The 19549-nt window shown below is 55.9% G+C and carries 16 protein-coding genes; 12 read left to right on the forward strand and 4 right to left on the reverse strand.

All coding sequences use genetic code 11. The features are described from left to right. Positions 1-91 precede the first annotated feature (91 nt). The 4 genes from HMPREF3155_RS08455 to HMPREF3155_RS13055 all read right to left on the reverse strand — a co-directional run bounded on the left by HMPREF3155_RS08455 (position 92) and on the right by HMPREF3155_RS13055 (position 7710). The gene (locus HMPREF3155_RS08455; protein ID WP_070433078.1) at positions 92-1042 is read right to left on the reverse strand and encodes a replication protein RepA; all 951 of its coding nucleotides are present in this window, start codon (positions 1040-1042) and stop codon (positions 92-94) included. Positions 1043-1398: 356 nt separating this feature from the next. Further along, entirely contained in the window at positions 1399-6510 is a 5112-nt protein-coding gene (locus HMPREF3155_RS13475; RefSeq protein WP_371441326.1) for a DEAD/DEAH box helicase family protein, read from the reverse strand. Between the two features lie 383 nt (positions 6511-6893). Beyond that, positions 6894-7445, reverse strand: a complete 552-nt coding sequence (locus tag HMPREF3155_RS13315) for a hypothetical protein (RefSeq protein ID WP_070433080.1) — start codon at positions 7443-7445, stop codon at positions 6894-6896. 94 nt (positions 7446-7539) lie between these two features. After that, complete coding sequence (locus HMPREF3155_RS13055; RefSeq protein WP_156794356.1) at positions 7540-7710, reverse strand: hypothetical protein; 171 nt, start codon at positions 7708-7710, stop codon at positions 7540-7542. A gap of 191 nt (positions 7711-7901) precedes the next feature. On the opposite strand from HMPREF3155_RS13055, the gene HMPREF3155_RS12695 reads away from it, so the two are divergent. From HMPREF3155_RS12695 to HMPREF3155_RS08525, 12 genes are all read left to right on the forward strand, one after another. After that, positions 7902-8114: a helix-turn-helix domain-containing protein gene (locus tag HMPREF3155_RS12695; protein WP_168162316.1), complete on the forward strand. Its 213-nt coding sequence runs from the start codon at positions 7902-7904 to the stop codon at positions 8112-8114. A 387-nt stretch (positions 8115-8501) separates the two neighbouring features. Next, positions 8502-9611 (forward strand): hypothetical protein, encoded by a 1110-nt coding sequence (locus HMPREF3155_RS08475; RefSeq protein ID WP_070433081.1) that lies wholly within the window; start codon positions 8502-8504, stop codon positions 9609-9611. Positions 9612-9648: 37 nt separating this feature from the next. Next, complete coding sequence (locus HMPREF3155_RS08480) at positions 9649-10458, forward strand: DUF8176 domain-containing protein (protein ID WP_070433082.1); 810 nt, start codon at positions 9649-9651, stop codon at positions 10456-10458. 4 nt (positions 10459-10462) lie between these two features. After that, entirely contained in the window at positions 10463-12670 is a 2208-nt protein-coding gene (locus HMPREF3155_RS08485) for a cutinase family protein (protein ID WP_070433083.1), read from the forward strand. Continuing rightward, entirely contained in the window at positions 12670-13296 is a 627-nt protein-coding gene (locus tag HMPREF3155_RS08490) for a DUF6668 family protein (protein WP_070433084.1), read from the forward strand. Before HMPREF3155_RS08485 ends, HMPREF3155_RS08490 begins: the two co-directional genes overlap by 1 nt. 16 nt (positions 13297-13312) lie before the next feature. Continuing rightward, on the forward strand, positions 13313-13609 hold the full coding sequence (locus tag HMPREF3155_RS08495) for a hypothetical protein (protein WP_005326106.1): 297 nt from the start codon (positions 13313-13315) through the stop codon (positions 13607-13609). 25 nt (positions 13610-13634) lie between these two features. Then, entirely contained in the window at positions 13635-13901 is a 267-nt protein-coding gene (locus tag HMPREF3155_RS08500; protein ID WP_234288091.1) for a hypothetical protein, read from the forward strand. Between the two features lie 25 nt (positions 13902-13926). Then, positions 13927-14550 (forward strand): DUF8175 domain-containg protein, encoded by a 624-nt coding sequence (locus tag HMPREF3155_RS08505; protein ID WP_070433085.1) that lies wholly within the window; start codon positions 13927-13929, stop codon positions 14548-14550. A 26-nt stretch (positions 14551-14576) separates the two neighbouring features. Beyond that, positions 14577-15404, forward strand: a complete 828-nt coding sequence (locus HMPREF3155_RS08510; RefSeq protein WP_070433086.1) for a DUF8175 domain-containg protein — start codon at positions 14577-14579, stop codon at positions 15402-15404. After that, positions 15392-17191: a hypothetical protein gene (locus HMPREF3155_RS08515; protein WP_070433087.1), complete on the forward strand. Its 1800-nt coding sequence runs from the start codon at positions 15392-15394 to the stop codon at positions 17189-17191. The genes HMPREF3155_RS08510 and HMPREF3155_RS08515 overlap by 13 nt, the downstream gene beginning before the upstream one ends. Positions 17192-17196: 5 nt before the next feature. Beyond that, positions 17197-18681 carry an SCO6880 family protein gene (locus HMPREF3155_RS08520; RefSeq protein ID WP_005326123.1) on the forward strand — a complete coding sequence of 495 codons (1485 nt, stop codon included), beginning with the start codon at positions 17197-17199 and terminating at the stop codon, positions 18679-18681. A 10-nt stretch (positions 18682-18691) separates the two neighbouring features. After that, positions 18692-19546 carry a hypothetical protein gene (locus HMPREF3155_RS08525; RefSeq protein WP_070433088.1) on the forward strand — a complete coding sequence of 285 codons (855 nt, stop codon included), beginning with the start codon at positions 18692-18694 and terminating at the stop codon, positions 19544-19546. The last annotated feature ends 3 nt before the right edge of the window (positions 19547-19549 follow it).

Consider the following 19549-nt stretch of genomic DNA (forward strand, 5'->3'; position numbering starts at 1 on the left):
TAAATATGCGCACGAGGGGTGGTAAATATGCGCAAGCAGGTCTTAGCTAAAAAGAAAGCGCCCCGGAGGGCGCTGGTTCGTCGGGATTGGGTCAGTCGAGTTCGGGACGGGGCGGTTTCTGCTGAACTGATGGAGCAGTCCTTGTGACCGTTACTCCGTCCGCGTTGGCTGTAATGCCAGCGTTGGGCCATGCAGTAGTGAGCTCAAGAATGGCTTTTTTGATCTCTTTGCGGAAGTTTTTTCGTGCGTCGCTGGAGTGTAGTTGCTTGGTGGAGAAGTTGGCGGCGATCATGTCCCAGGTGAAGGTGTAGGCTTCGCGGTTGTTTTTAGCTAACCAGTATTGCTTTACGGTGAGCCAGATGTAAATGTCCATCGCTCGCGGTTTGTTGAGCTCGCGCAGTACATTGAGGTCGATGGGAATGGGGGATTCGGCAATGTGCTTGAAGAACTGGGGAGTGAGGACAAGTTCTGATTCCATGAAGCTGCCCTGGTTGGGGTCGCGTGGGTCGAACCAGAGGTTCCAGTCTTCGAGAATTTGGGTGTTGCGACCCCGTGCGTGAACCCCGTCGTCGCTTTGGACGGTGATTGCTGAACTAGCTAGGCGTAGGAGTTGGTCGCGGATTTTAGAGAGATTTCCATGCACGCCTCCGGTGCCGCGTCCGGTGACGCCGATTGCTTGAAGGAAGTGGCTCATGGAATGGCCTAGCGGAATGCGGCGGGCTTCTTCGTGGGTGATTTTTCCTTCTTTGAGGCGTCCGGCATTAGCTACGGCGCGGGTGATGATGTAGGCCATGATGAGGCGCGGGTACTTGCCGTAGGGAAGCCCGTTGGGTGAGTAGACGCTGATGGTGCCTTCCGCAGTAGTGATTTTTCGTTCGTTGCTGTCTGGGTTGCGGTAGGGGAAGAGTGCTTGGACGAAGAGTTTAGAGGTGTAGCCGACGTCTTGGGCTTGGAGGAGTTCTTGTGCGGCGTCGTGTTCTTGCCTGCGGGCTAGTTCTTTGACTGCTTCGAGCTTGGCGCGGCGCTCGTCTCGGGGCTGCATGGTGCCTTAGTCTCCTTTCGGATTATCGGCACCGACCGTGTTGTGCTTTGCGCACTTCCTGTGGGGAAGTGGTAAAGTTTGAATCGACACGGTCGGTGTCGATTTGGAGTTGGACCCCCGCTAGAGTTGGCGCTCGATGATGCGGGGGTTTCCTCGTTTTTGAGGAATGTGCGCGCCCTGGACTTGAACCGAGGGTGTGTGCCGCTCGCGCTGCGCGCCCCACGTGTGTGGAGCGCGGCTTTTATTTTCTTCGCTTATTAAATCACACCGATGTGATTAATCGCTGGATTTCTGCCGGAGAGTCTGCGCGTATTGCGCGTTCTGCGTTTATTGTACATGTTGCGCGATGGTGTGTGCTACAGCTCATTTCCGTTATCGTCCTCTTGCTCTTCGTCTAGGTTTATGTCTTCGTCTGGGGTCTGGGCTGAGTTCTCTGTGTAGTCGTTGCTGTGGGGGTTGTTGACTTCGCTTCCGAGGCCGAGTCCGTTGAGGAAGTCCATGCTTTCCTGTGCTCCGGGGTGGAGCTCAGGGGAGGCAGGCGGAGCGGGAAGCGTGGTTCCTTCTGCCGCGTGGGAGATGGGCTTGCTGTCTGGGTGGCAGACCATTCCTGTATCGCGCATGAACCCGGTGGGGTTGAGCTCTAGGGAGTAGCCGGGGCTGCGTCCTTTGCTGGCGAGTCGGCTGGCATATTCTTGGCGTCGGCGAACTTCTGCGTCGGAGGCGTCGAAGTCGGCCAGGCGTTGAGTGACCTTGTTGAGCTCTTTGCGCGCCGAGTCCAGTTGGTCTTGGTGGGGGAAGGACTCTGGGTCTCCGAGCTGGTCAATGTCGTCGATGGTCTGCTGATAGTTGGTGATGTCAGCGCGGGTTTGGTCGACGCGGTCAGGGGCTGCGCGCACCGTATTTTCTAGCTGGGTAAGCAGGCCGCTTTGTTTGTTCTTGATTTCTTCGGGAGTAATTCCAGAGTGCGCGTAGGTGGGGTCAATGACCCATTTTTCAATGGCGTCACGGCCTACTTGCCCGAAGTCGGATTTAACCTGAACGCTGCCATTAATCGCGTCGAATCGTGCAGCAAACGAGATTCCAGCAATAGTACCTACTGGCTGGTAGTCGGTGCTGCGCGAGTCTTTGACCTCTTTGAGACGGTCAATAAGGGCGCTCGTGGCTTCCTCGCGGGAGTCTTGCTGGGCGTGGTTGATATTCCACGTGCGCTCCTTTGAGTAGTCGGTGTCTGCCCATTGTTTTGCTTGGTCTACTAGCCCTTCGGTTCGGTCTAGGCGTCGTTGGGCGCGGGTGAGGTCTTCTTGTGCTTGCCTGCGGGTGAGAACGTTGGATTCAGCGAGTGCGGTGTGCTCATCGGCGGCAGCTTCGAGTTTTTCTACCTGTTTGGTGAGCTCTGCTTTGCGCACGAAGTCAGGGTTTCCGGTAGCAATAGCCTTGTTTTGGGCCATGGCCTCTAGGTCGTTGTCTTCGAGTGGGGCAATGGAGCGCATGGAGCGGTCAGCATTCCAGAATTGGTTGGTAAATCGGCCTTTGCGCTCGATAGTGGCCCAGGAGTGGCCGTCGTAGGTGCCGCGTCCAACGTAGGTATAGCGGGCGACTTCGTCGTTCTGGTTGCCTTGGCGGAAAAAGCGTCCGTCCTGCTGCTCTAGGTCGGCAGGACGCCAGGGAACGTCTACGTGGTGGATAGCAACGCCGCGAGATTGGATATTTGCGCCGGTGCCTAGCTTGGCCGTATTGGCAATAAGGACATCGACTTTGCCGTTATTGCAGTCGTCAAAAAGCTGGGTGCGTTTATTGTCCCAGTCGTGGATAAAGCGAATGCGGCCTTTATCCATGCCGGCTTCGACAAGCTGGTCGCGGATTGCCTCATACATGGAGAATGAGCCGTCAGGCTTGGGCACTCCCTTATCGCAGAAAATAAGCTGTAGGCCACCACGATTAGGTGAGACATTTCCCTGTTGGTCGGTGTACTCGTTGTCTTTATTGTCCTGCCATTCGCGCACGACGTTTTGGACAACGGCATGAACTCGACCGACACCTTGGGCGGGCGGAAGGTTGGCCAGTTCTGGCGAGAGCGTGGCGTTTTTGCCGTCGCTCATAATCTTTAGGGCATTGTCGATTTTGGGGTTGTCTGGTTGATTATCTTCGCGCCAGGAAAGATCTTGAATTAAGTCCTTGGTTTCTTGGTCTACGTCGAATTCCACGACGGTAGTCTCGCCGCCTTTAATGCTGGGGAGCTTGCGTGGAATATCTTCGCGGGTGATGGTGTCGGCCATGGGCGCGCACATTTGGGCCAGCTCTGCAAGGTTTTCATAGCTGGCAATGCGGGTTTGTGGCTTGATTTTATTGCCAGCGGTAAAACCAATTTCGCTGCGCTTCGAGGTGAAGTTTTGCGCCCAGGAGTTCACACCATGCATGCCTGCTTCGTGGAGAAGATCGGGCCGAAGATAGTTGAGCATGGTGTAGATTTCGGCGATGGAATTGGCAATAGGTGTACCCGTGGCAAAGGTGGCAATGGGGTGCTCGCTGCCTTTTTCGCCGCGTAGGTAGCGCAGTTTCACGTCGAGGTCAGTAGCGCGGTCAGAGCCTTCTTCGGCGAGGTCAGCCAGCTTGGATACGCGCCGGAGGTTTTTATAGTTGTGTGCCTCGTCGACAATGATGTAGTCGCCGCGCGTTTGATCCCAGGGGATTGTGTCACCGCGAGAAATCTTGTCGATTTTTTGGTTCATGCTCTGCTCGAACTTGTCGCGCTTTTGCTCGATTCGGCGCGTGTTATCGCGGCGGGTCTGCTCGTCTACCTCGTTGTCTTCGATTTCTTGCAGGTCGCGCTCGAATTCGTCTAAGACGCTGTCGCGGTAGTCGCGCAGATAGTCTGCGGACATGCTCATCTCGCCGAACGAGCTCATAGAGACAATGACTAGCTCCCAGTCATTGGCTGCGGCTTGGGCAAGAAGACGCTGGCGGTCGTCTTTGCGGCTGCTGCCACTGCGGGTTTCTACCAGCATATTTGCGCCGGGGAACCACTGCTTTGCCTCGATTCCTACCTGCTCTACGAGGTGGTTAGGCACAACCATCCAGGGCTGTTTGGCAACGCCTAGGCGCTTTAGCTCCATGGCACCCATGAGCATGCTGCCGGTTTTCCCGGCACCGACAACGTGGTTTAGCAGCACACCTGGTTCGTTGAGCATGCGCTCGACTGCGTTGAGCTGATATGGGTAGGGCTTGTAGCGGTCGCTAATGCCTGCAATCTCGCGGCGAGAACCGTCATAGCTGGGGGCAACAACACCATTGAGCGTGCGGTTATAGACGTCAACTAGGCGCTCATAGCGCTCTGGGTCTTGGGTGACCCAGCGGGAAAAGTGCTTTTCTAGTCCTTCCACCTTGGAACCGGCAAAGGCAGAAGCCTTGCGGTGGACGACTAGCGCATTTTCTCCGTAGCCTTTATCCAGCTTGGCGTATTTGGACATGTTGAGCTGCGGCGGGCGCATGTTCATGGTGTCTTCAATGAGCTTTGCTGCCGAGTAGACAGTGGCGTCGGCACCAGAGTGGGCGATACCAGCGTGGCTGAAATCCTTAAACTCTTCGTCATTGAAGTTGTATTGGCCATTTGCGTTAGCCGCGCGCACGCCCCATTTCAGATCGACTTCTTCTCGCGTGTGCCAATCCTTTGGAGTGCTGACAAACCACTCATCAGCACGGTTGTTTACTGTGACTCGATTGTGCAGGCTGGCGGGAATATCCAGAGTGTCAATGATGAAATCGCGGTAGACATCATCGGGTATCCACGTCGCACCTAGACTCATCTTGATTCCGCTGGTGACCTTGTCCGGTAAGGCTTCTTCCAAGCCTGCGACATTGGGAAGAAAGCGCGGATCGTTGTGCGCGACCTGGCGGGCAGTTTCCAGCTTGGGATAGATAGACCCAGAAAGGTACTTGGTTGCTGGAACCCACTCGTCAGGGCGGTGCGGGTGGCGAAAAGCAACCTTATTTTCGGTCAGCTCGCGGGCAAGGGCGTCTTCGTCGGTATTTCCCAAAAGCTCTGCAAAGGTGGCAGTAGTCATGGGCAAGTTATGGTTTTGAGCGATAACTACCGCGTCCTGGGCTGAATCGGCACTGGTGGGAGTGTCTATAGAGCGCAGTGGGTTAGTGGTAAACAGTGGGCCCTTGGTGGCCTGCTGGGTATCGTCATTGAAGTCTTCGAGTGCTAGAACAGCCGTGACATACGGGTCGCGGCGCAGTGCGCCAGAAAGGTGCAGTTGCTTGCGCTGCTCGCGGGTGCTGGGCTGCTTGGCTTCGTCCCATAACCGGGCGGTGACGTCATCGGGAAGTTCACCCTCGAAGGGGCGATCATCAACGGCGTTGTGCTTTCGCCACAGGTCAACCTTTTTCTCGAAGTCGGCCGAGATACGCTCTGGCGTCTTTTCCTTGGCAGCTTGGACAGTAAAGCGATTAAGCGGGCCGTAAGTGCTGGCGTAAGCGTCGTATTGGGTGTTAAGAACCTCGCGTAGTGCGGGAAGCTCGTCTTCTTGCCCCTCGCGGCAGGCTTCTAGGACTGCTTCGGTGGTATTGCGCAGGTCAACAATGGCTTTCCATTCCTGCTGGTATTTCTTAGCGCATTTGACGTCTTCCCATGCGGACTCGCCGCTGGCGCCGATGGGATTAAGCTGCTGGAATTGCACGCTGCCGTCGTCATTGTCGATATAGCGCAATGCGCCCAAAGTGTCTTGGAGCTGTTCTCGGCGGGCCTCAATAAGGCCAGAGACGTCTAGTTGTTCGGCGTGGTTAATCGTTTCTGGACTAGCGGTAAGCCCCTGGCCGTTGGCGACAGCAGTAGAAATATCGCGGCGTAAAATATCGCCCAGCTGGTCTGCCACGTTGTCCGTATTGTCGCTGCGTACCTCTAGGGTTGGCCCGAACTGGGAAGAAACTTCCTTCCACGTGCCGAGTACGTGGTCTGGATTATCTGCGAAGAACTTATTTATCGCACGGGTGGTATCGCCAACCGTAATGGACTGTTTCCGGCAGAATTCCTCGGTGCGCGCACTAGGTTCCTGATTTTCGTCGCGAACACGGAAGACGAGAACATCAGTGCCTACTTCGGTGCCAGCAAAATCGGCAAAAGCACCGTTTGAGCCGCCAGGCAGGCGCACGCCAGTGATGAAATCGGCGCGGTCAGTAAGTGCTTGCTGCACGCTGGTAGCCCCGCGCCCAGCCGAATCGGCAGAGTGCTGGGAGGTTAGAACAGCAACATAGCCACCTGGGGCGGTCAAGTCGATGGACTTGGAAATGAAGTAGTTGTGCGTGGATAGGCCCGCACGGTTGTGGTGCGGGTCGTAAGGTGCGGTCTGGGAGAAAGGAACATTGCCGATGGTGGCGACGAAGGAGTTATCGGCAATTGAGGTATCCGCGAAGTCTTCGCGGCGAATCTGCGACTCGGGGTAGCGAGCATTAGCGATAAGCGCGCTCATAGGGTCGCGCTCAATGCCTACAACGTCTGCACCTTCGGGTGCTGCGTCAATAAATCCACCTGCTCCCACGCCGGGTTCAAGTACCTTGCCCTCGGTATATCCTGCGGTGTGAAGGCTGTCCCAGATGGTGGAAGTAAGGCTTGGGGGAGTGTAATAGGCGGTAAGAATTGTGCGCCTAGCTGCCGTGTATTCGTCGTCGCTTAGTAGCTCGCGAAGACGCTGGCGGGCAGGTGCGTAGCGCTCGTTGTGTTCATCGAAGACCTGGGAGAAAGCACCCCAAGAGCGGTATTGCTCCAGCGCTTGGCGCTGGCTATCGTCAAGGCTGTCACCGTCTCGGTAGGCAATAGCCGCCTCAATCGCGGCGATATTTGTCCAAACCGGATCTAGTTGAGCGTCATTGCGTGATTGACCTTCGCCTCGAAGGCGGGAAGAAGTGTCGAGTCCTTCTCGGTCGGGTACTCCTTGTTCTGATGGTCGCTGACTTGCAGTAGTGCCGTTGCCACCAGCAGCCACTTCGAGCTCTTCTCCGGCCACAGGCTCGCTGCTAGTTCGTTGAGTGCGTCGTTGTCGGGAAGGAGATTCCACTGAGTCATCCACAGGTTCGGGGAGGTGAGAACCTGCAGGCTCGGTGGATTCATCTCGTCGTGGAGAAGATTGTCCTCGATTACTTCCTGGGTGATCGGGTCGAGCCACTCGCTGCGGACTTCCTCGCTCGCCTGCTGGTCGGCCAGATTCAGAAGCTGTCCCCGCGTTAGTGCGTCGACTGTCTGCTTGCCCGTCTTCTGCTTCCAACGGTCGGTGAGTATCTGCAGATTCCTCGCGGAGGTCTGCTCCCACTGACTCATCATTGCTTCGTAGGTCTCGGTCAACTCCGGCTCGCTTAGTTCGCGTCCTGCGTCCTGATAGGCCTGCTGGATTGTCGCTTTGTAGATCATTGGTGCTTTCTCCTAAGAAGTCGAAAAGGGAGATCTGATTGGGGTCTTCTTTCTTCTTCCTCGCCATGGCCCCGAATTCTATGGGGCTAAAAACCTAGTGCGCTAGACCTTTTTTAACCAGACAGCGTTCTCCAAGGTATCTGGCAAGACTCTCAGAAATGGCCTGAACGATCAGCGCATTCATCGTTGTATGCTGACAGATAGCCATATGATGCAGCTCTTCTTTGAGGTGTGCATCAATACGAAAGGTGACTTTGGTATCCATAAATGCCCTCCTAGCAGGGCTAAGTGTTACCTAGATAAAATGGTTCAAGAAAACCTCGACAAAGCCAGCTTTATGGCCCGAGGTAGAAACGAGAATAGACAAAAAGCGCAAAAGGCGCAATACGCGCAGAATGCGCAGAGTGTGCCAATCGCGTGATTGACGCCAGCTGGAGTGGATGTAATATGACCGACATGACTACAGGAGACGCTGAGCAGACCAACGAAGAAGTGTGGCTGACCTCGGGAGAAGCTGCAGAACTGCTTCCCAACGTCTCTCGACGTTCGGTGCAGGCGTGGGCTGCGTCCGGAAAAATCGACGGAGTTGTCCGCTTGCCGAGTGGTCGATACCGGATTCCAAAATCTTCCTTAGAAGAATTACTCAACGGGATACCCCCACAGGAGTAGCGAAAGCTGTAGCTTTCTTGCCAGTTAGGGCTGGTCAGACACCCCAGAATGTTCCATTCTGGGGTGTTTTTCTGTAAAAAGCAGAAAAATGCGGACATATCATCAACTAATAGGAATGTTAATACCCGCCCCGAAATGGGGGTATTGGCCCGTTTTATTGCTGTGAATTAAATTCGGGAATTCCGGTAAATAAAGGAGAAAGTACCAGCGCATAAAGGGAAAGTAAACGCATGTGAAAACCTTGGGGGAAGTTAAAAGGCAAAAATAATAAACAATTGCTGTTGGAATGGCACAGGACTTGCGCCACAATGGAGTGCGACGCAGAACGCGCAGAACGCGCAGAATGCGCAAAACGAGAAACGACGCACACATTGTAGAGAGGGACCAATGGTCAATATCCGCACCGCTATTTCCACAAGCGCCGCCACACTCGTCGCCTTGAGTGCTGTTACTGGCGTAAGCGCCGCCTCGGCGCAGGCCGAGGAATCTACTGGTGCCCAGCCCGGCACGGATACCACCGCCTCCGATGATTCCGACGCACAAGCTGCAAGCGAAGCACAGCCTGGTACGGACACCGATAACAACTCCGCGGGCAACAACGGCGGGGAAGAAGAATCCGCCGCTGCCAATAACGCCCAGCCGGGAACCGAGATCGACGCGCAGCTTCCTAACCAGTCCAATATTCCGGCCCAGCCAGCTAACAATGCGCAGCCAGGTACCGAGACTGCTCCGACTGCCTCCAACGAATCTCAGCCGGGCACCGAAGCTGAAACTCCGGCACCAAAGCCGGTGGAATCTGACAATGGCAACAACAACTCCGCAACCCCACAGTGGAGCGATGAAGTTATCTCCGAACAGCCGGCAGCAGAACCTGCCATTAACAATGAGCCGGTAGACATTGCTACCGAGCCGACTTACCAGCCTGCCGTCCACACCACTGAGCCAGCAGTAGAAGAACAGCCAATCGCCGACCAGCCTGCTGTGGTGCCACAAAACGGTGAGGCAGAAGACGTTAGTGAAGTAGAGGACGTTCAGCCGGTAGAAGAAAATCATCAGCCTGCCCCACAGGCCGTTGAATCGGCTCCTGTACAGCCAGAACAGCCGGAACAGTCAGCACCAGCCTCGGCTCCTGTACCTAGCCAGCCGGAGCCTGCCCCAGCTGCGCCGGTAGAAACCAACGAAGTAGAAGGCGCGTCAGCGACCGTGAGTGCGCCAGGAATCACGGTTACCGCGCAGGGCACCGCCCAGCCCTTCGATGGCGATGTGACGATTTCTACCCCAGCCGGAGAAAACACCGTTGCGCTTCCAGCGAATGAGGTGGCCTTCATTCAGCAAGCAGGCCAAAACGCAGCGTCTACGCTGCCGGACTACGCCCAGGAAAACCTCAATAACCTGCACAACGCGGTTATCGACCACGTGGAAAACCTGCCTACTTCCCAAAGCGGCGAACTGGGCGCAGTGTCGGCAGATATGACCATCGACCACAAGACCGTCTAATTTGCCTGCGGCAACAGCCGAGAAATGAGGAATACCCATGGACGACTGGCTTGACGCACTAAACAACCAAGACAAGGACAAAAACTCTTCCAAGCCGGAGCTACGCGCCCTCGACGGGGCTAACGAGAGCACAAAAGCGGAAGAAGACGTAGCCGATAAGCAGCCGGAACAGCCTGTAGAGGAGAAACCGCAGCCAAAAAAGAAGCCGAAGGCTGTTAAAAAGCCCAAGCTATCTCGTCCGGCACGCAACGAGAATAAAGAGAGCGCACCCTCTGAGCCGAAAAAGCGCGGATCTGCAGCGCCGATAGCACTCGGTGTAGCCGTACTCGCACTGGTAGGCATTGGCGCTACAACCTACCTGAACCAGGGAAGCGATTCGCCCGAGACGACCGAAGCACAGGGCGAAACCGAACAATCCTCGCCGGTTGCTGACCAAGTGGAGCAAAAGGGCCCGCAACCCATCTCTGATACTTCGAAAGAAGTCGCAGAGGTCGGAGATCGTTGCGGGGGAAACAATGACGTTGATGTCTCCCAGGAGGACTCACCGCGTGCAGCTATCGCCAAGTTTGAAAAGGCTTATTTTGACGCTGACGCCAATGGCGTCAAGGCGTCTTTGACCAAAGACAGCGAAATGCAAAAGCAGGACTGGATGAAGATTCTGCCCAAGGCTGCTCCCGAAGGTACGACCTGGTGCTTGACTATGCAGCCGTCCGAGGGAGATACGACCTCCGTAGAGCTAGAGGTCAAGCAACCCAAGGAAGACAAGCCAACTCTTTACAAGCAAAAAGTAACCGCCAAGGACAACCACGGAACGTGGGCTGTTCACTCCATTGGACGAGAGGACTAAGACGGTGAAATCGATAAAAGCCGCATTCTCCTACGCCGCCACGGCTTCCGTTGTAGCCATGTTCGGCCTGTCTGTGCCTACCGCTATGGCCCAAACTGAGACCGAAAAGAAGGAAGTCTCCGACGACAAATGCGCTGATATTCAGCTCGTTCTTGTCAATGGCACCTTTGACACGTCCGCGCAGGAAGACTCTACTCACGACCATGGCTTCGGCTCGAAAATCGCCGGGCCTGCCATGCGTGAAGGAAACCCAAGCACCCCGAAAGACCCATCGGGCGGTATTAGCTTGGAGCAAGCAGAAGACTCCTCTGAGTCCACCTCAGCCCAAACAACTGCAGAAGCAGTCACGGACAACCACACCCAACTTATTGCCGCTGACTCCAATGACTTGTGGGGCAGCGGAGATAAAAAGACTGGTGAGAACTCTAGCGACAGCAACGGCCTCTGGGGCTCGGAGGGCGATTCGGACGATTCCACAGATTCCAATAGCAACGCTAACGACCTGTGGGGAGACGCCGAGACGTCTAAGGACGAAAACTCTGCGGATTCAAATGATCCGTGGAACAACACAGACAAAGACAGTGCAAAGAGCACTGAAGAGTCTGACAGTGATAGTGAGTCTGCAGACTCACTATGGGAAGACGCTCCGAAAAACGACACTGACGAGTGGAAGACCGAGCACAAGGACACGGTAGAAAAAGACGGCACGCGGATTGCCCGTACCTACGTCACCTACCCAGCTGCTGCAGGCGGCGCCTTTGTACCAGGACTGAAACCATCGGCACCTGTTGCTTATTCCGAGTCGATGGAAAAGGGCGCACAAAACACCGCAAAGGTACTGCAAGAAGTAGCTAACAACTGCCCCAACACGAAGGTCTTTTTGGCCGGACACTCCCAAGGCGCACAAGTAGCTTCCACCATTGCCCGTGAAATCGGCTCCGGAGAGTCCGATTTCCCAGCTGACAAGGTAGCTGGCGTAGCCCTGTTTTCTGACCCCACACGAGACAAGGGCGTAGAAGTCATGCAGGGTGGCGCTTCTACTCCAGAAGCCGTACCCGGAACTGACGGCGGAAACATTAAGCAGGTAGGAGACTTTAGCTCCCCAGAACAAGACAAGCTCGATGGCGCAGGCATGGGCCTGGACAAGACCGGAGGAAAAGACTTCGGAGAGCTCGCCTCCCGTACCGCGTCGTGGTGCTCGGAAGGCGACCTTGTCTGCGACCTGCCTGTTTCAGGACGACTTTCTGACCTTGTTGTCGGCACCGCAGAACGCCTTGACCTGCACGACCCAGAAGAATCCCTTCAAGCCGTAAGCGACACCTTGGGCCCTGCCGTTCGGCTCGGCGGCATTGATGATGTCAAAGGCGGAGGAATCGACTTCGGTAAAGGCGGATTTAAGGTCGAATCGGTCAGTGACAACGAAGTTCCTGGATTAGCTGCTGAACCATCGACAGCACCCAGCTCTAGCGCAGAGTCTGCCGATAGCGAAACGACGTCTACTACCGCAGAGGAAACGACATCGGCGAAGCCCAAGGGCCCGTCAGCCTCTGCTACTGCAACTTCTGAGGCGGAGTCTGCTTCTCAGTCTGGCGAGGTAGACCTAATTTCGACCATTTCCCGCGACGGTGCTCGTAGCAAATCCATGGAAGAAGCACGCGGGCCAATTGGCGGGGAACTTATCGGAGACCTCGGAAAATCTACCGTTGCTGCAGTCAACAAACTTGGTGGAATGGCCCTGGGCAAGGGAATCACCATTGCCAAGAAGGCAGTAACCGTCGAGAACCTCGCACAGGTTGTCTCGGCAGGTGTTACCAATCCGAAGGCAGGATTGGCTGTTGCTGCAGCCAAGCTCGCTGACGCCGCACTAGAAGTCCTAACCCCAGAGACGGTTACCGGCATGGCCGATGAAGTCTTCAAAGAAATCGATGTGCTGGGAATTACCGGTGATGGACTAGCGGAAACTGCTGTACAAGCAGCAGGACATGGAAACGCCCACAACTCCTACGGACCCCGACCTGCCACAGCAGACGGTCGAAGCGCCATTGACGCCACCGTTGATTGGGTAGTCGCTTCCAGCCGTGATGTCGCCGGAGATGAAGTGCGACCAGAAGCCGTACAAGCAGCAGGACTGGACAACGCCACCTACAACGCGGACGAGGCCAAGCAAGCCCTCGACCAGGTGACCAACTTCAAAAAGGAGCTGATGGGCTAATGACTTCCCAAGACACGGCAGCAGCACAACCAAAACCCCTCAAGCGCGTAGCGCTTAACGGGTTAGGCAATGACCTTGCAGACACCCGCCTTGCCCCCGAGGGGGAAATGGATCCGCTTATCTGGCTTGTCGCTGCCCACGGCGGCGCAGGAGCTACCTACCTAGCTCACGCGCTGGCACCCTTTGGCGACGCCGGCCAGTTGTGGCCAGTCCATGACAAATACCCGTGGTGCGTGATTGTCGCGCGAACCACCCGTGCAGGACTAGAAGCAGCACACGACCTGGCACTGCAAGACCAGTCCAACAAGACAGGTGGTTGCCGCGTCTTGGGAATCATCTTGGTTGCTGACGCACCTGGAAAGCTGCCCCGCAGCTTAGAACAGCGCATCACAGTTCTGGAAAAAACCGTCCCGACCATCTGGCGGGTGGACTACTTCGACGATTGGCGTGAGTCAACCGTCGACGAACTTCCCCAATGGTCACCACTCGACGACGAACCGGAGGACGAAGAGCCCACAAAGTTCTGGCAAAAGAAAAAAGAATCCCCTGACCTCGTTCACAAATCCGTGCGCTCAATCGGGCAAGACCTTGTAGAGCGCGCCCGCGAAGCCAACAAACACCTCTAAACCGAAAGGAAAATCCATGTCTCTGACCCAAACCGCAGCCAACATCCACTCCCAGATTCTCGCGCAGGTTCCCGGCCAAGACCTAAGCCCACAAGCACCTGGTGACTTCGGCGAAAAAGTAGACCGTGGCCTCAACTTCGGCGTTTATATCGGCCTGGTCGTTGCCGTGGCTGGCGTGATTTCCATTGGCGCATCCATGGTTCTCTCCCGTCGCGAGGGAACCAGCGAAGAAGCCACCTCTGCCGCGCTGCGTGTCGGCGTCGGCTGCTTGATTATCGGCGGTGCCGGAACCATCGTCGCAGCACTTATCTAGCACCACTACGTAAGGAGAACTGCTCGTGATTCTTGCCCAAGGCCCACCATCAACCCCACAAGACCTCCCGCAAGAAGTGTGGGGAACGGGCTGGCAGTGGCTGCAATACGCACTGTATGTCTCCCTAGCCGTTTCCGTTTTGGCAGTAATCATCCTCGGCGCGCTCATGGCCGCAGACAAAAACCGTGGCGAAGCAGTATCGGCAACCTCCCCCACAACCGCCGCACTGAAAATCGCTCTTGGCGTTCTTATCGCTAGTTCTGCTGCCACCATCGCGTCGTGGTTCGTCTAACTAACTACACCTCCGAAAGGAAGACATGAACATCACCCGCCTCAGCGCAGCCGCAGCCATTGTCGCGGCCACGCTTGGACTAGCGGCCTGTGGCTCCGACGAGCCAGAGCAGCCCACCGAGGCGAGCGATCAGCCCACCGTTGACCTAGAAGCAGCACCCGAGAACGCTTCGTGGTCTTCGGTCGGGGGGATCGGTACGCCGGTGGATTCCAACGACGGGCCAGAGGAAAGCGAACCTGTCCCGCATGGTTACTCGCATACCCCACAGGGCGCAGTGCAGGCAGCAATTAACGGTCAGGTCATGCTTGCTACTGCAGACGATAAAACCTGGCCCAACGTTGCCTCGGACATGACCGCTCCAGGCCCTGGACGAGACCAATGGGCGCAAGGACGCTCTTTGATGTCGGTGGAAGGAAACGTTGATAAGAAAGATGCCGCTGAATTCAAAGGCTTCAAAATCACCGACTACAGCGACGACAAAGCACAAGTACTACTTGCCGCCGACTATCCCGACGTCGGGCTCACGGTCTATCCCGTGCAACTTGTCTGGCAAGCAGACGACTGGAAGTTGGTTCTTCCCGACCAAGACCACGCCCCTGACCTCCACAAGCTAGAAAGCCTCGACGGCTTTACCGAATACGCACAGTAGAAGCGCAAACAGCGGAAGAAGGCCACATGGAAACGAAGAGCTCCCGAAAAATCTGGGCGATTGTTATTGCAATCATCGTCCTTGTCATCGCAATTGTTGCCGCATTTTTCATTGGAAAAGAGACGAATCACGAGGAAAGCCCCCGCGAGGAGTCTCAAGAAATGAACAATGATGAAAGCGGAGACTCTAACGAGAAAAATCAAGAGGATTTGAGCGCCGCGGAATGGGCTGAAGATACCTCTGATGTCTTTGGGCGAAGTATAAAAACTCCAGCTTCTAAAGTCGGTAAGCCTCTCGGGCAAGTTAAGGAACAGGACTCCCTACAGTGTGAAGTCAATTCCCCTGAAAAGCTGACCATTGAGCGCACTCATGACATGCAGACGCTGTGGAGCGAAGACTTGGGCCCTGGTGGCGTTACTAAGGATGGAGTTCCAGAAAAATACGCGCACACAGCAGAGGCTGCGATGCTGGCTGCCTGGAATTCTAATGCGTATCTGTACCGAGGTGGAGACCTCGCTACGGCTGCTGTGAAAACGAATTTTGCGGGCGAAAATGCTGAGAAGTTGGGGGCGGAACTTGAAAAGTCCCCAGCAAATACTGATGAGAAAGCTACGCGCCGCGCCGCGCCACAAGCCTTCAAAATTACTAGTTGTGGTAATGATCGCGTGATCGGCGACCTAGCTCTCCCACTTCCAACCGATGAAAACGGCGATACAGACAACCCAACATGGATAGTTGTGCGTATGTCTGCTGTATGGCAAGAAGACGACTGGAAGACCGAGCTTGAATCGGTCAAGCAGCCTGCTAACAAGCAAATTGCAAACCTAGATGGATGGTCTGAATGGAGCTTCTAAAAAAGCTTCCGGTGGCTGCAATAGTTGCGTTAATCGTGACTCTGGCAGGTATAGCTCCTGCCAATGCACAAGAAGCCAAGGATGAGTTTCAACAGTTAGTTGAAGACTGCCAAGCAGAATTAGATTACTCCCCCGAGGGGAGCATTGATCGAAAGATTGATGAGGCGATCACCCCAGACGATTGGGAAGATACTCTTTTCGAAACATTCGAAAAGTTTGACTGTAACTTCACCGAAGGCGTGAAGCACCCGATGAAGGCAATGTCCGCAGGTGCCTCTGAGTTTTGGGGAGATCCAGTTGGTGACTTCACCAAGTCTGTACTTGAGGGTAATAACCAAGCGCTCCAGACAGTTATGACGTTCTGGATGGACTGGCGTATGGACAAAAACATCATGGACGGGTCTGTCCAAGGTGTGAAGAACATCGTGCTTGGAATTGCTGGTATGGCGCTGATTTCTTCCTTGATTATTGGCGGCATGCACATGGCCTATGACCGAAGACAAGGCGTTGCCGACGGTCTAGAGAGTATGGGAAAGAATATCGGCAGCTACCTGCTATTTTCCACACTCATCGTGGGATTGGGAACGGGGGCAATGGTTGCTTCTGATCAACTTGCAGATTGGGTTATGAAGCAATTTGGCGCGAGCGATGCCGAATCGGTTCTCGGTGCTTCTGAGTTAAATGAGGAAATGGGCGGGCCGATCCTTATGCTGGCGCTGGCCGGTGTGGGTGTTGCTGGCTCCATTATGCAGATCGTTTCTTTAGCGACCCGTACTTTGCTCTTCCCGATTGCATTGGGCATGACGCCAGCGTTAGCTGCCTTCTCTTATACGAATATTGGACGACAAGGCCTTAATCACGTGGTGTCTATGTTGATTGCTTGTGTGCTTTTCAAGCCGATTTCAGCGCTGTTGTATTGCGTGACTTTTTGGCAGTCAGCGTCTGGCGGCGAGGACATGATGTCTGCAGTGATGACTGTTTTGATGTTGGCTGCTGCCGGATTTTCGGGCCCTGCGCTGGTGCGCACCGTTGCCCCGTTCGTATCGCAAGCAGGCGGCGGTGGTGCAGGTTCCGTGTTGTCTGGTGCGGCAGGACTCGCAGGTGCTGCAGGCGGTGCTATCGGTATGGCCGGTGGCGCACTGATGGGCGGTGCCGGTGGTGCTGTTGCAGGCGCGAAGGCTGGTTCTTCCGCAAAGAATGCAGCTCCGGGCGGTGGAGCAGGGGGATCGGGAAGCAGCCCGCTTGGTGGCGGTTCCGGTGGAAGCCCTCTCGGAGGCGGTTCTGGAGGCTCCGGGGGCTCTGGCGGATCTGGCGGATCTGGGGGTTCTGCTGGTGCAGGCCCGGCAAGTCGTGGCGATTCTGGCACCACGGCTTCTGGTTCCAGCCAAGGTAGTAGCAGTTCGCGTGCGGTATCTCCCGGTGGCTCGAGGTCTGGTGCAGCTAGTACGTCTGGCAGTGAAGGTGCGAGTGTTCGCCCAGCCAACTCGGGCGCTGGCGGTAGTGCGGCTGGCGGTAGTGCGGCTGGCGCAGGAGCGCGTGGTGCCGCAGCAGGAACGGGAGGCGCGCGCCGCACCACCATGAGCGGTGCCACAGGTGGTTCTCGTCTCGGAGGGGCTGCTCGGGGAGCACGCCGCGGAGTAAGCCGAGGCGTGCGAACTGGACGCGTATTAGCAGGACAAGGAGCGCGCGGCGGTCGTGCCGCAGGCTCAGCAGCACGTCAAATCCAAGGAATCCTCGATGAGTCCATTGGTCAACAAGGCAACTATCACGGAAATGTAAGGAGGTAAAAGCCATGGCAGATAACGTAGACGTCCCCGTGTACGCGCTCGGCCAGCCTAGCCGTCGTACTGGTATCGGCGGATTTTCGATGAAAACCACCATCGTTCTAGGCGCGGGCTTCATCGGCTTTTTGGTTTGCCAACTCGGCGGAATGCAGAAAATCGGCTTTCTGGTGGTGCTTCCAATCACCGTGATTATCGCCTTGCTGGTCTCGCTTAATGTGGGCGGGCGCTCGGTAGCCCAGGTATCGGAGATGATTTTTCAGGACTGGCGTCGCCGTGCTCGCGGCGACAACGTCTATATCTCTGGGCCCTCGTCGCGGTTAGCAGGAGGCCGCTACCGCCTTCCCGGTTCGCTGGCACGTACCGAACTACTTGAAGGAACAGACGCGGTAGGCCGAGACTTCGGCGTGGTCTTTGACCGTCACCGCCGCGAAGCCACAGTTCTCTTTTCCTGCCAATTGTCAGGACAAACCGCCATGACTCAGGAAGAACGCAATGACATGACGGCTAATTGGGGCCGCTGGCTGGCCGGCCTGTCACTGTCAGGTGATGTGGTCTCCACTGTCTTTGTTACGAACTCTCGCCCTGATACTGGCGAGCTGGTGGCTAAGGAAGTCCAGGCAACGGTTCACGACGACGCGCCCGAGGTAGCAAAGCGCATTATGCAAGAAGCCTCTGATGAATTGTCGGTCGGAATCCCTGAGACAGAAGCTCATATCGCAGTCACGTTGAAAGTGAGCGTTGCTGAAACAGACGACACTAGCTTCTTGCAGCTAATTGGCACCCGCCTTCCCGGCCTGTACGAGGAACTGACCTGGTCGGGAATCCAGGCAGCTCCCATGGATGCAGAAGAAGTCTGCGCACGCGCACACAAGTTCTTTAACCCTGCCGCCGAAGGCGACTTTGAAGAAATTTCCGTTGGCGGAAACACCCACGATCTCGAATGGTTCGACGCGGGCCCAGCGTTCCATGACGTGCGCAAGAACGTCTATCGCCATGATGGTGTTTCTTCGGTGACGTGGGAAATGGCCTCTGCGCCCCGCTCTACGTTTGAAGACACCTTGCTCGGCAACCTGATTGCGCCGCATGCACGCATTGACCGTAAGCGCGTCGCGCTGGTTTACCGCCCGTATGAGGCTGGTACAGGTGCCTCCCGCGTGGAGGCAGAGCACCGAGACGCGATGGTGGCGGCTAACTCATCAAAGAAAATCCGGTCGGCTGCTGCTGAAATGCGCCTAGAGCACACCGAAGCAGCACGTAGAGCACAAGCACGCGGTGCGCAGTTGGGACGCTACAGCCTGTTTGTCACGGCCACGACAGAAGACGAAGAACTTCTGGGGCGTATTCGCCACGACGTCAAGCAGCTAGGCGCACAAGCCAACCTGCGGTTGCGCGAGATGTCGCGCCAGCAGGACGCAGGATTCATCACGTCGTGCGGGCTTGGCCAGATTCCATGGACGAAGGAATCTACGTCCGCGCTGGCGGCACAAGGATAGGGGAAATTAGGTGCTTTTCGGACTTTTTGGCAAAAAGAACAAGGCGGGTCGCACTCTGTCACGCCTAACGAACGTGCAGCTGCATACTTCTCGTGACAAGGCAGGCTTTTCCTTTGGAGCAGTCATTCGCCAAACCCCGCGCGCTACGGCAACGGTGTGCTTCCAAGTTGATAACCCAGATGAGATTAGCTCGGAGAAGATCTGGGACTGGGAGCAGGCTATTTCCGAAGACGAGTCGGTTATTTCTACTGCCTACACCGTCGATTCCACGGGCAGCTATATGTCTGTCACCTTTAAGCAGCTCGATAAAACAGAGCGCAAGGACTCCAACGAGGCCTTGACCCGCCTTGCCGCGCAGCTGCCTGACTTTTATGAATTCGGCGAGGTGGTCTCGACTCCTATGACTGACGAACAAATCTATGCCCGCGTAGCGAATGCTGTCGGCACTTCAACTGGACAGTGGCCAGAGCTCAAGGTGGACACAGTGGAAGAGACCACCGCAACTATCACTTTTGACGATGTGGCGGCAATCAGTTTCGACGTCATGGACGACGGGGACTTGGACGCTTTGCTTCGTGAGCTTGTGTTGGAGGGAGAACTTGCCGGTGTAGCGCGCTGGACACGAATCTTTAGACCTGGATCGGAATCCGAGGAACACGACCCAGGCCGACATTCCGGGATTCTCACAGTCGCGGCGGAAGCAGGCGTGGAACAGATAGAAACCGCCGCAGCGGCACTAATTAGCGAATTGTCAGCAGTAGAGCGCCTTCGAGTACGCCGCATTTATGGCCGACAAATGGCGGGCTTCCTCGCAGGCTTAGGCATCGGCGAGCTGGCGTGGGACGCAGAAAAAGTAACGGTTTAGACA

The organism is Corynebacterium sp. HMSC06D04 (assembly GCF_001807315.1).
Taxonomy (GTDB): Bacteria; Actinomycetota; Actinomycetes; order Mycobacteriales; family Mycobacteriaceae; genus Corynebacterium; species Corynebacterium simulans.

What these genes read in the sequence shown, in the direction of transcription:
- HMPREF3155_RS08455 (WP_070433078.1), bottom strand. Translation starts at nt 1,042, where the DNA reads ATGCAGCCCCGAGACGAGCGCCGCGCCAAGCTCGAAGCAGTCAAAGAA.
- HMPREF3155_RS08515 (WP_070433087.1), top strand. Translation starts at nt 15,392, where the DNA reads ATGGAGCTTCTAAAAAAGCTTCCGGTGGCTGCAATAGTTGCGTTAATC.
- HMPREF3155_RS13315 (WP_070433080.1), bottom strand. Translation starts at nt 7,445, where the DNA reads ATGATCTACAAAGCGACAATCCAGCAGGCCTATCAGGACGCAGGACGC.
- HMPREF3155_RS08510 (WP_070433086.1), top strand. Translation starts at nt 14,577, where the DNA reads ATGGAAACGAAGAGCTCCCGAAAAATCTGGGCGATTGTTATTGCAATC.
- HMPREF3155_RS08505 (WP_070433085.1), top strand. Translation starts at nt 13,927, where the DNA reads ATGAACATCACCCGCCTCAGCGCAGCCGCAGCCATTGTCGCGGCCACG.
- HMPREF3155_RS12695 (WP_168162316.1), top strand. Translation starts at nt 7,902, where the DNA reads ATGACTACAGGAGACGCTGAGCAGACCAACGAAGAAGTGTGGCTGACC.
- HMPREF3155_RS08520 (WP_005326123.1), top strand. Translation starts at nt 17,197, where the DNA reads ATGGCAGATAACGTAGACGTCCCCGTGTACGCGCTCGGCCAGCCTAGC.
- HMPREF3155_RS08490 (WP_070433084.1), top strand. Translation starts at nt 12,670, where the DNA reads ATGACTTCCCAAGACACGGCAGCAGCACAACCAAAACCCCTCAAGCGC.
- HMPREF3155_RS08480 (WP_070433082.1), top strand. Translation starts at nt 9,649, where the DNA reads ATGGACGACTGGCTTGACGCACTAAACAACCAAGACAAGGACAAAAAC.
- HMPREF3155_RS13475 (WP_371441326.1), bottom strand. Translation starts at nt 6,510, where the DNA reads ATGAGCGCGCTTATCGCTAATGCTCGCTACCCCGAGTCGCAGATTCGC.
- HMPREF3155_RS08495 (WP_005326106.1), top strand. Translation starts at nt 13,313, where the DNA reads ATGTCTCTGACCCAAACCGCAGCCAACATCCACTCCCAGATTCTCGCG.
- HMPREF3155_RS08475 (WP_070433081.1), top strand. Translation starts at nt 8,502, where the DNA reads ATGGTCAATATCCGCACCGCTATTTCCACAAGCGCCGCCACACTCGTC.
- HMPREF3155_RS13055 (WP_156794356.1), bottom strand. Translation starts at nt 7,710, where the DNA reads ATGGATACCAAAGTCACCTTTCGTATTGATGCACACCTCAAAGAAGAG.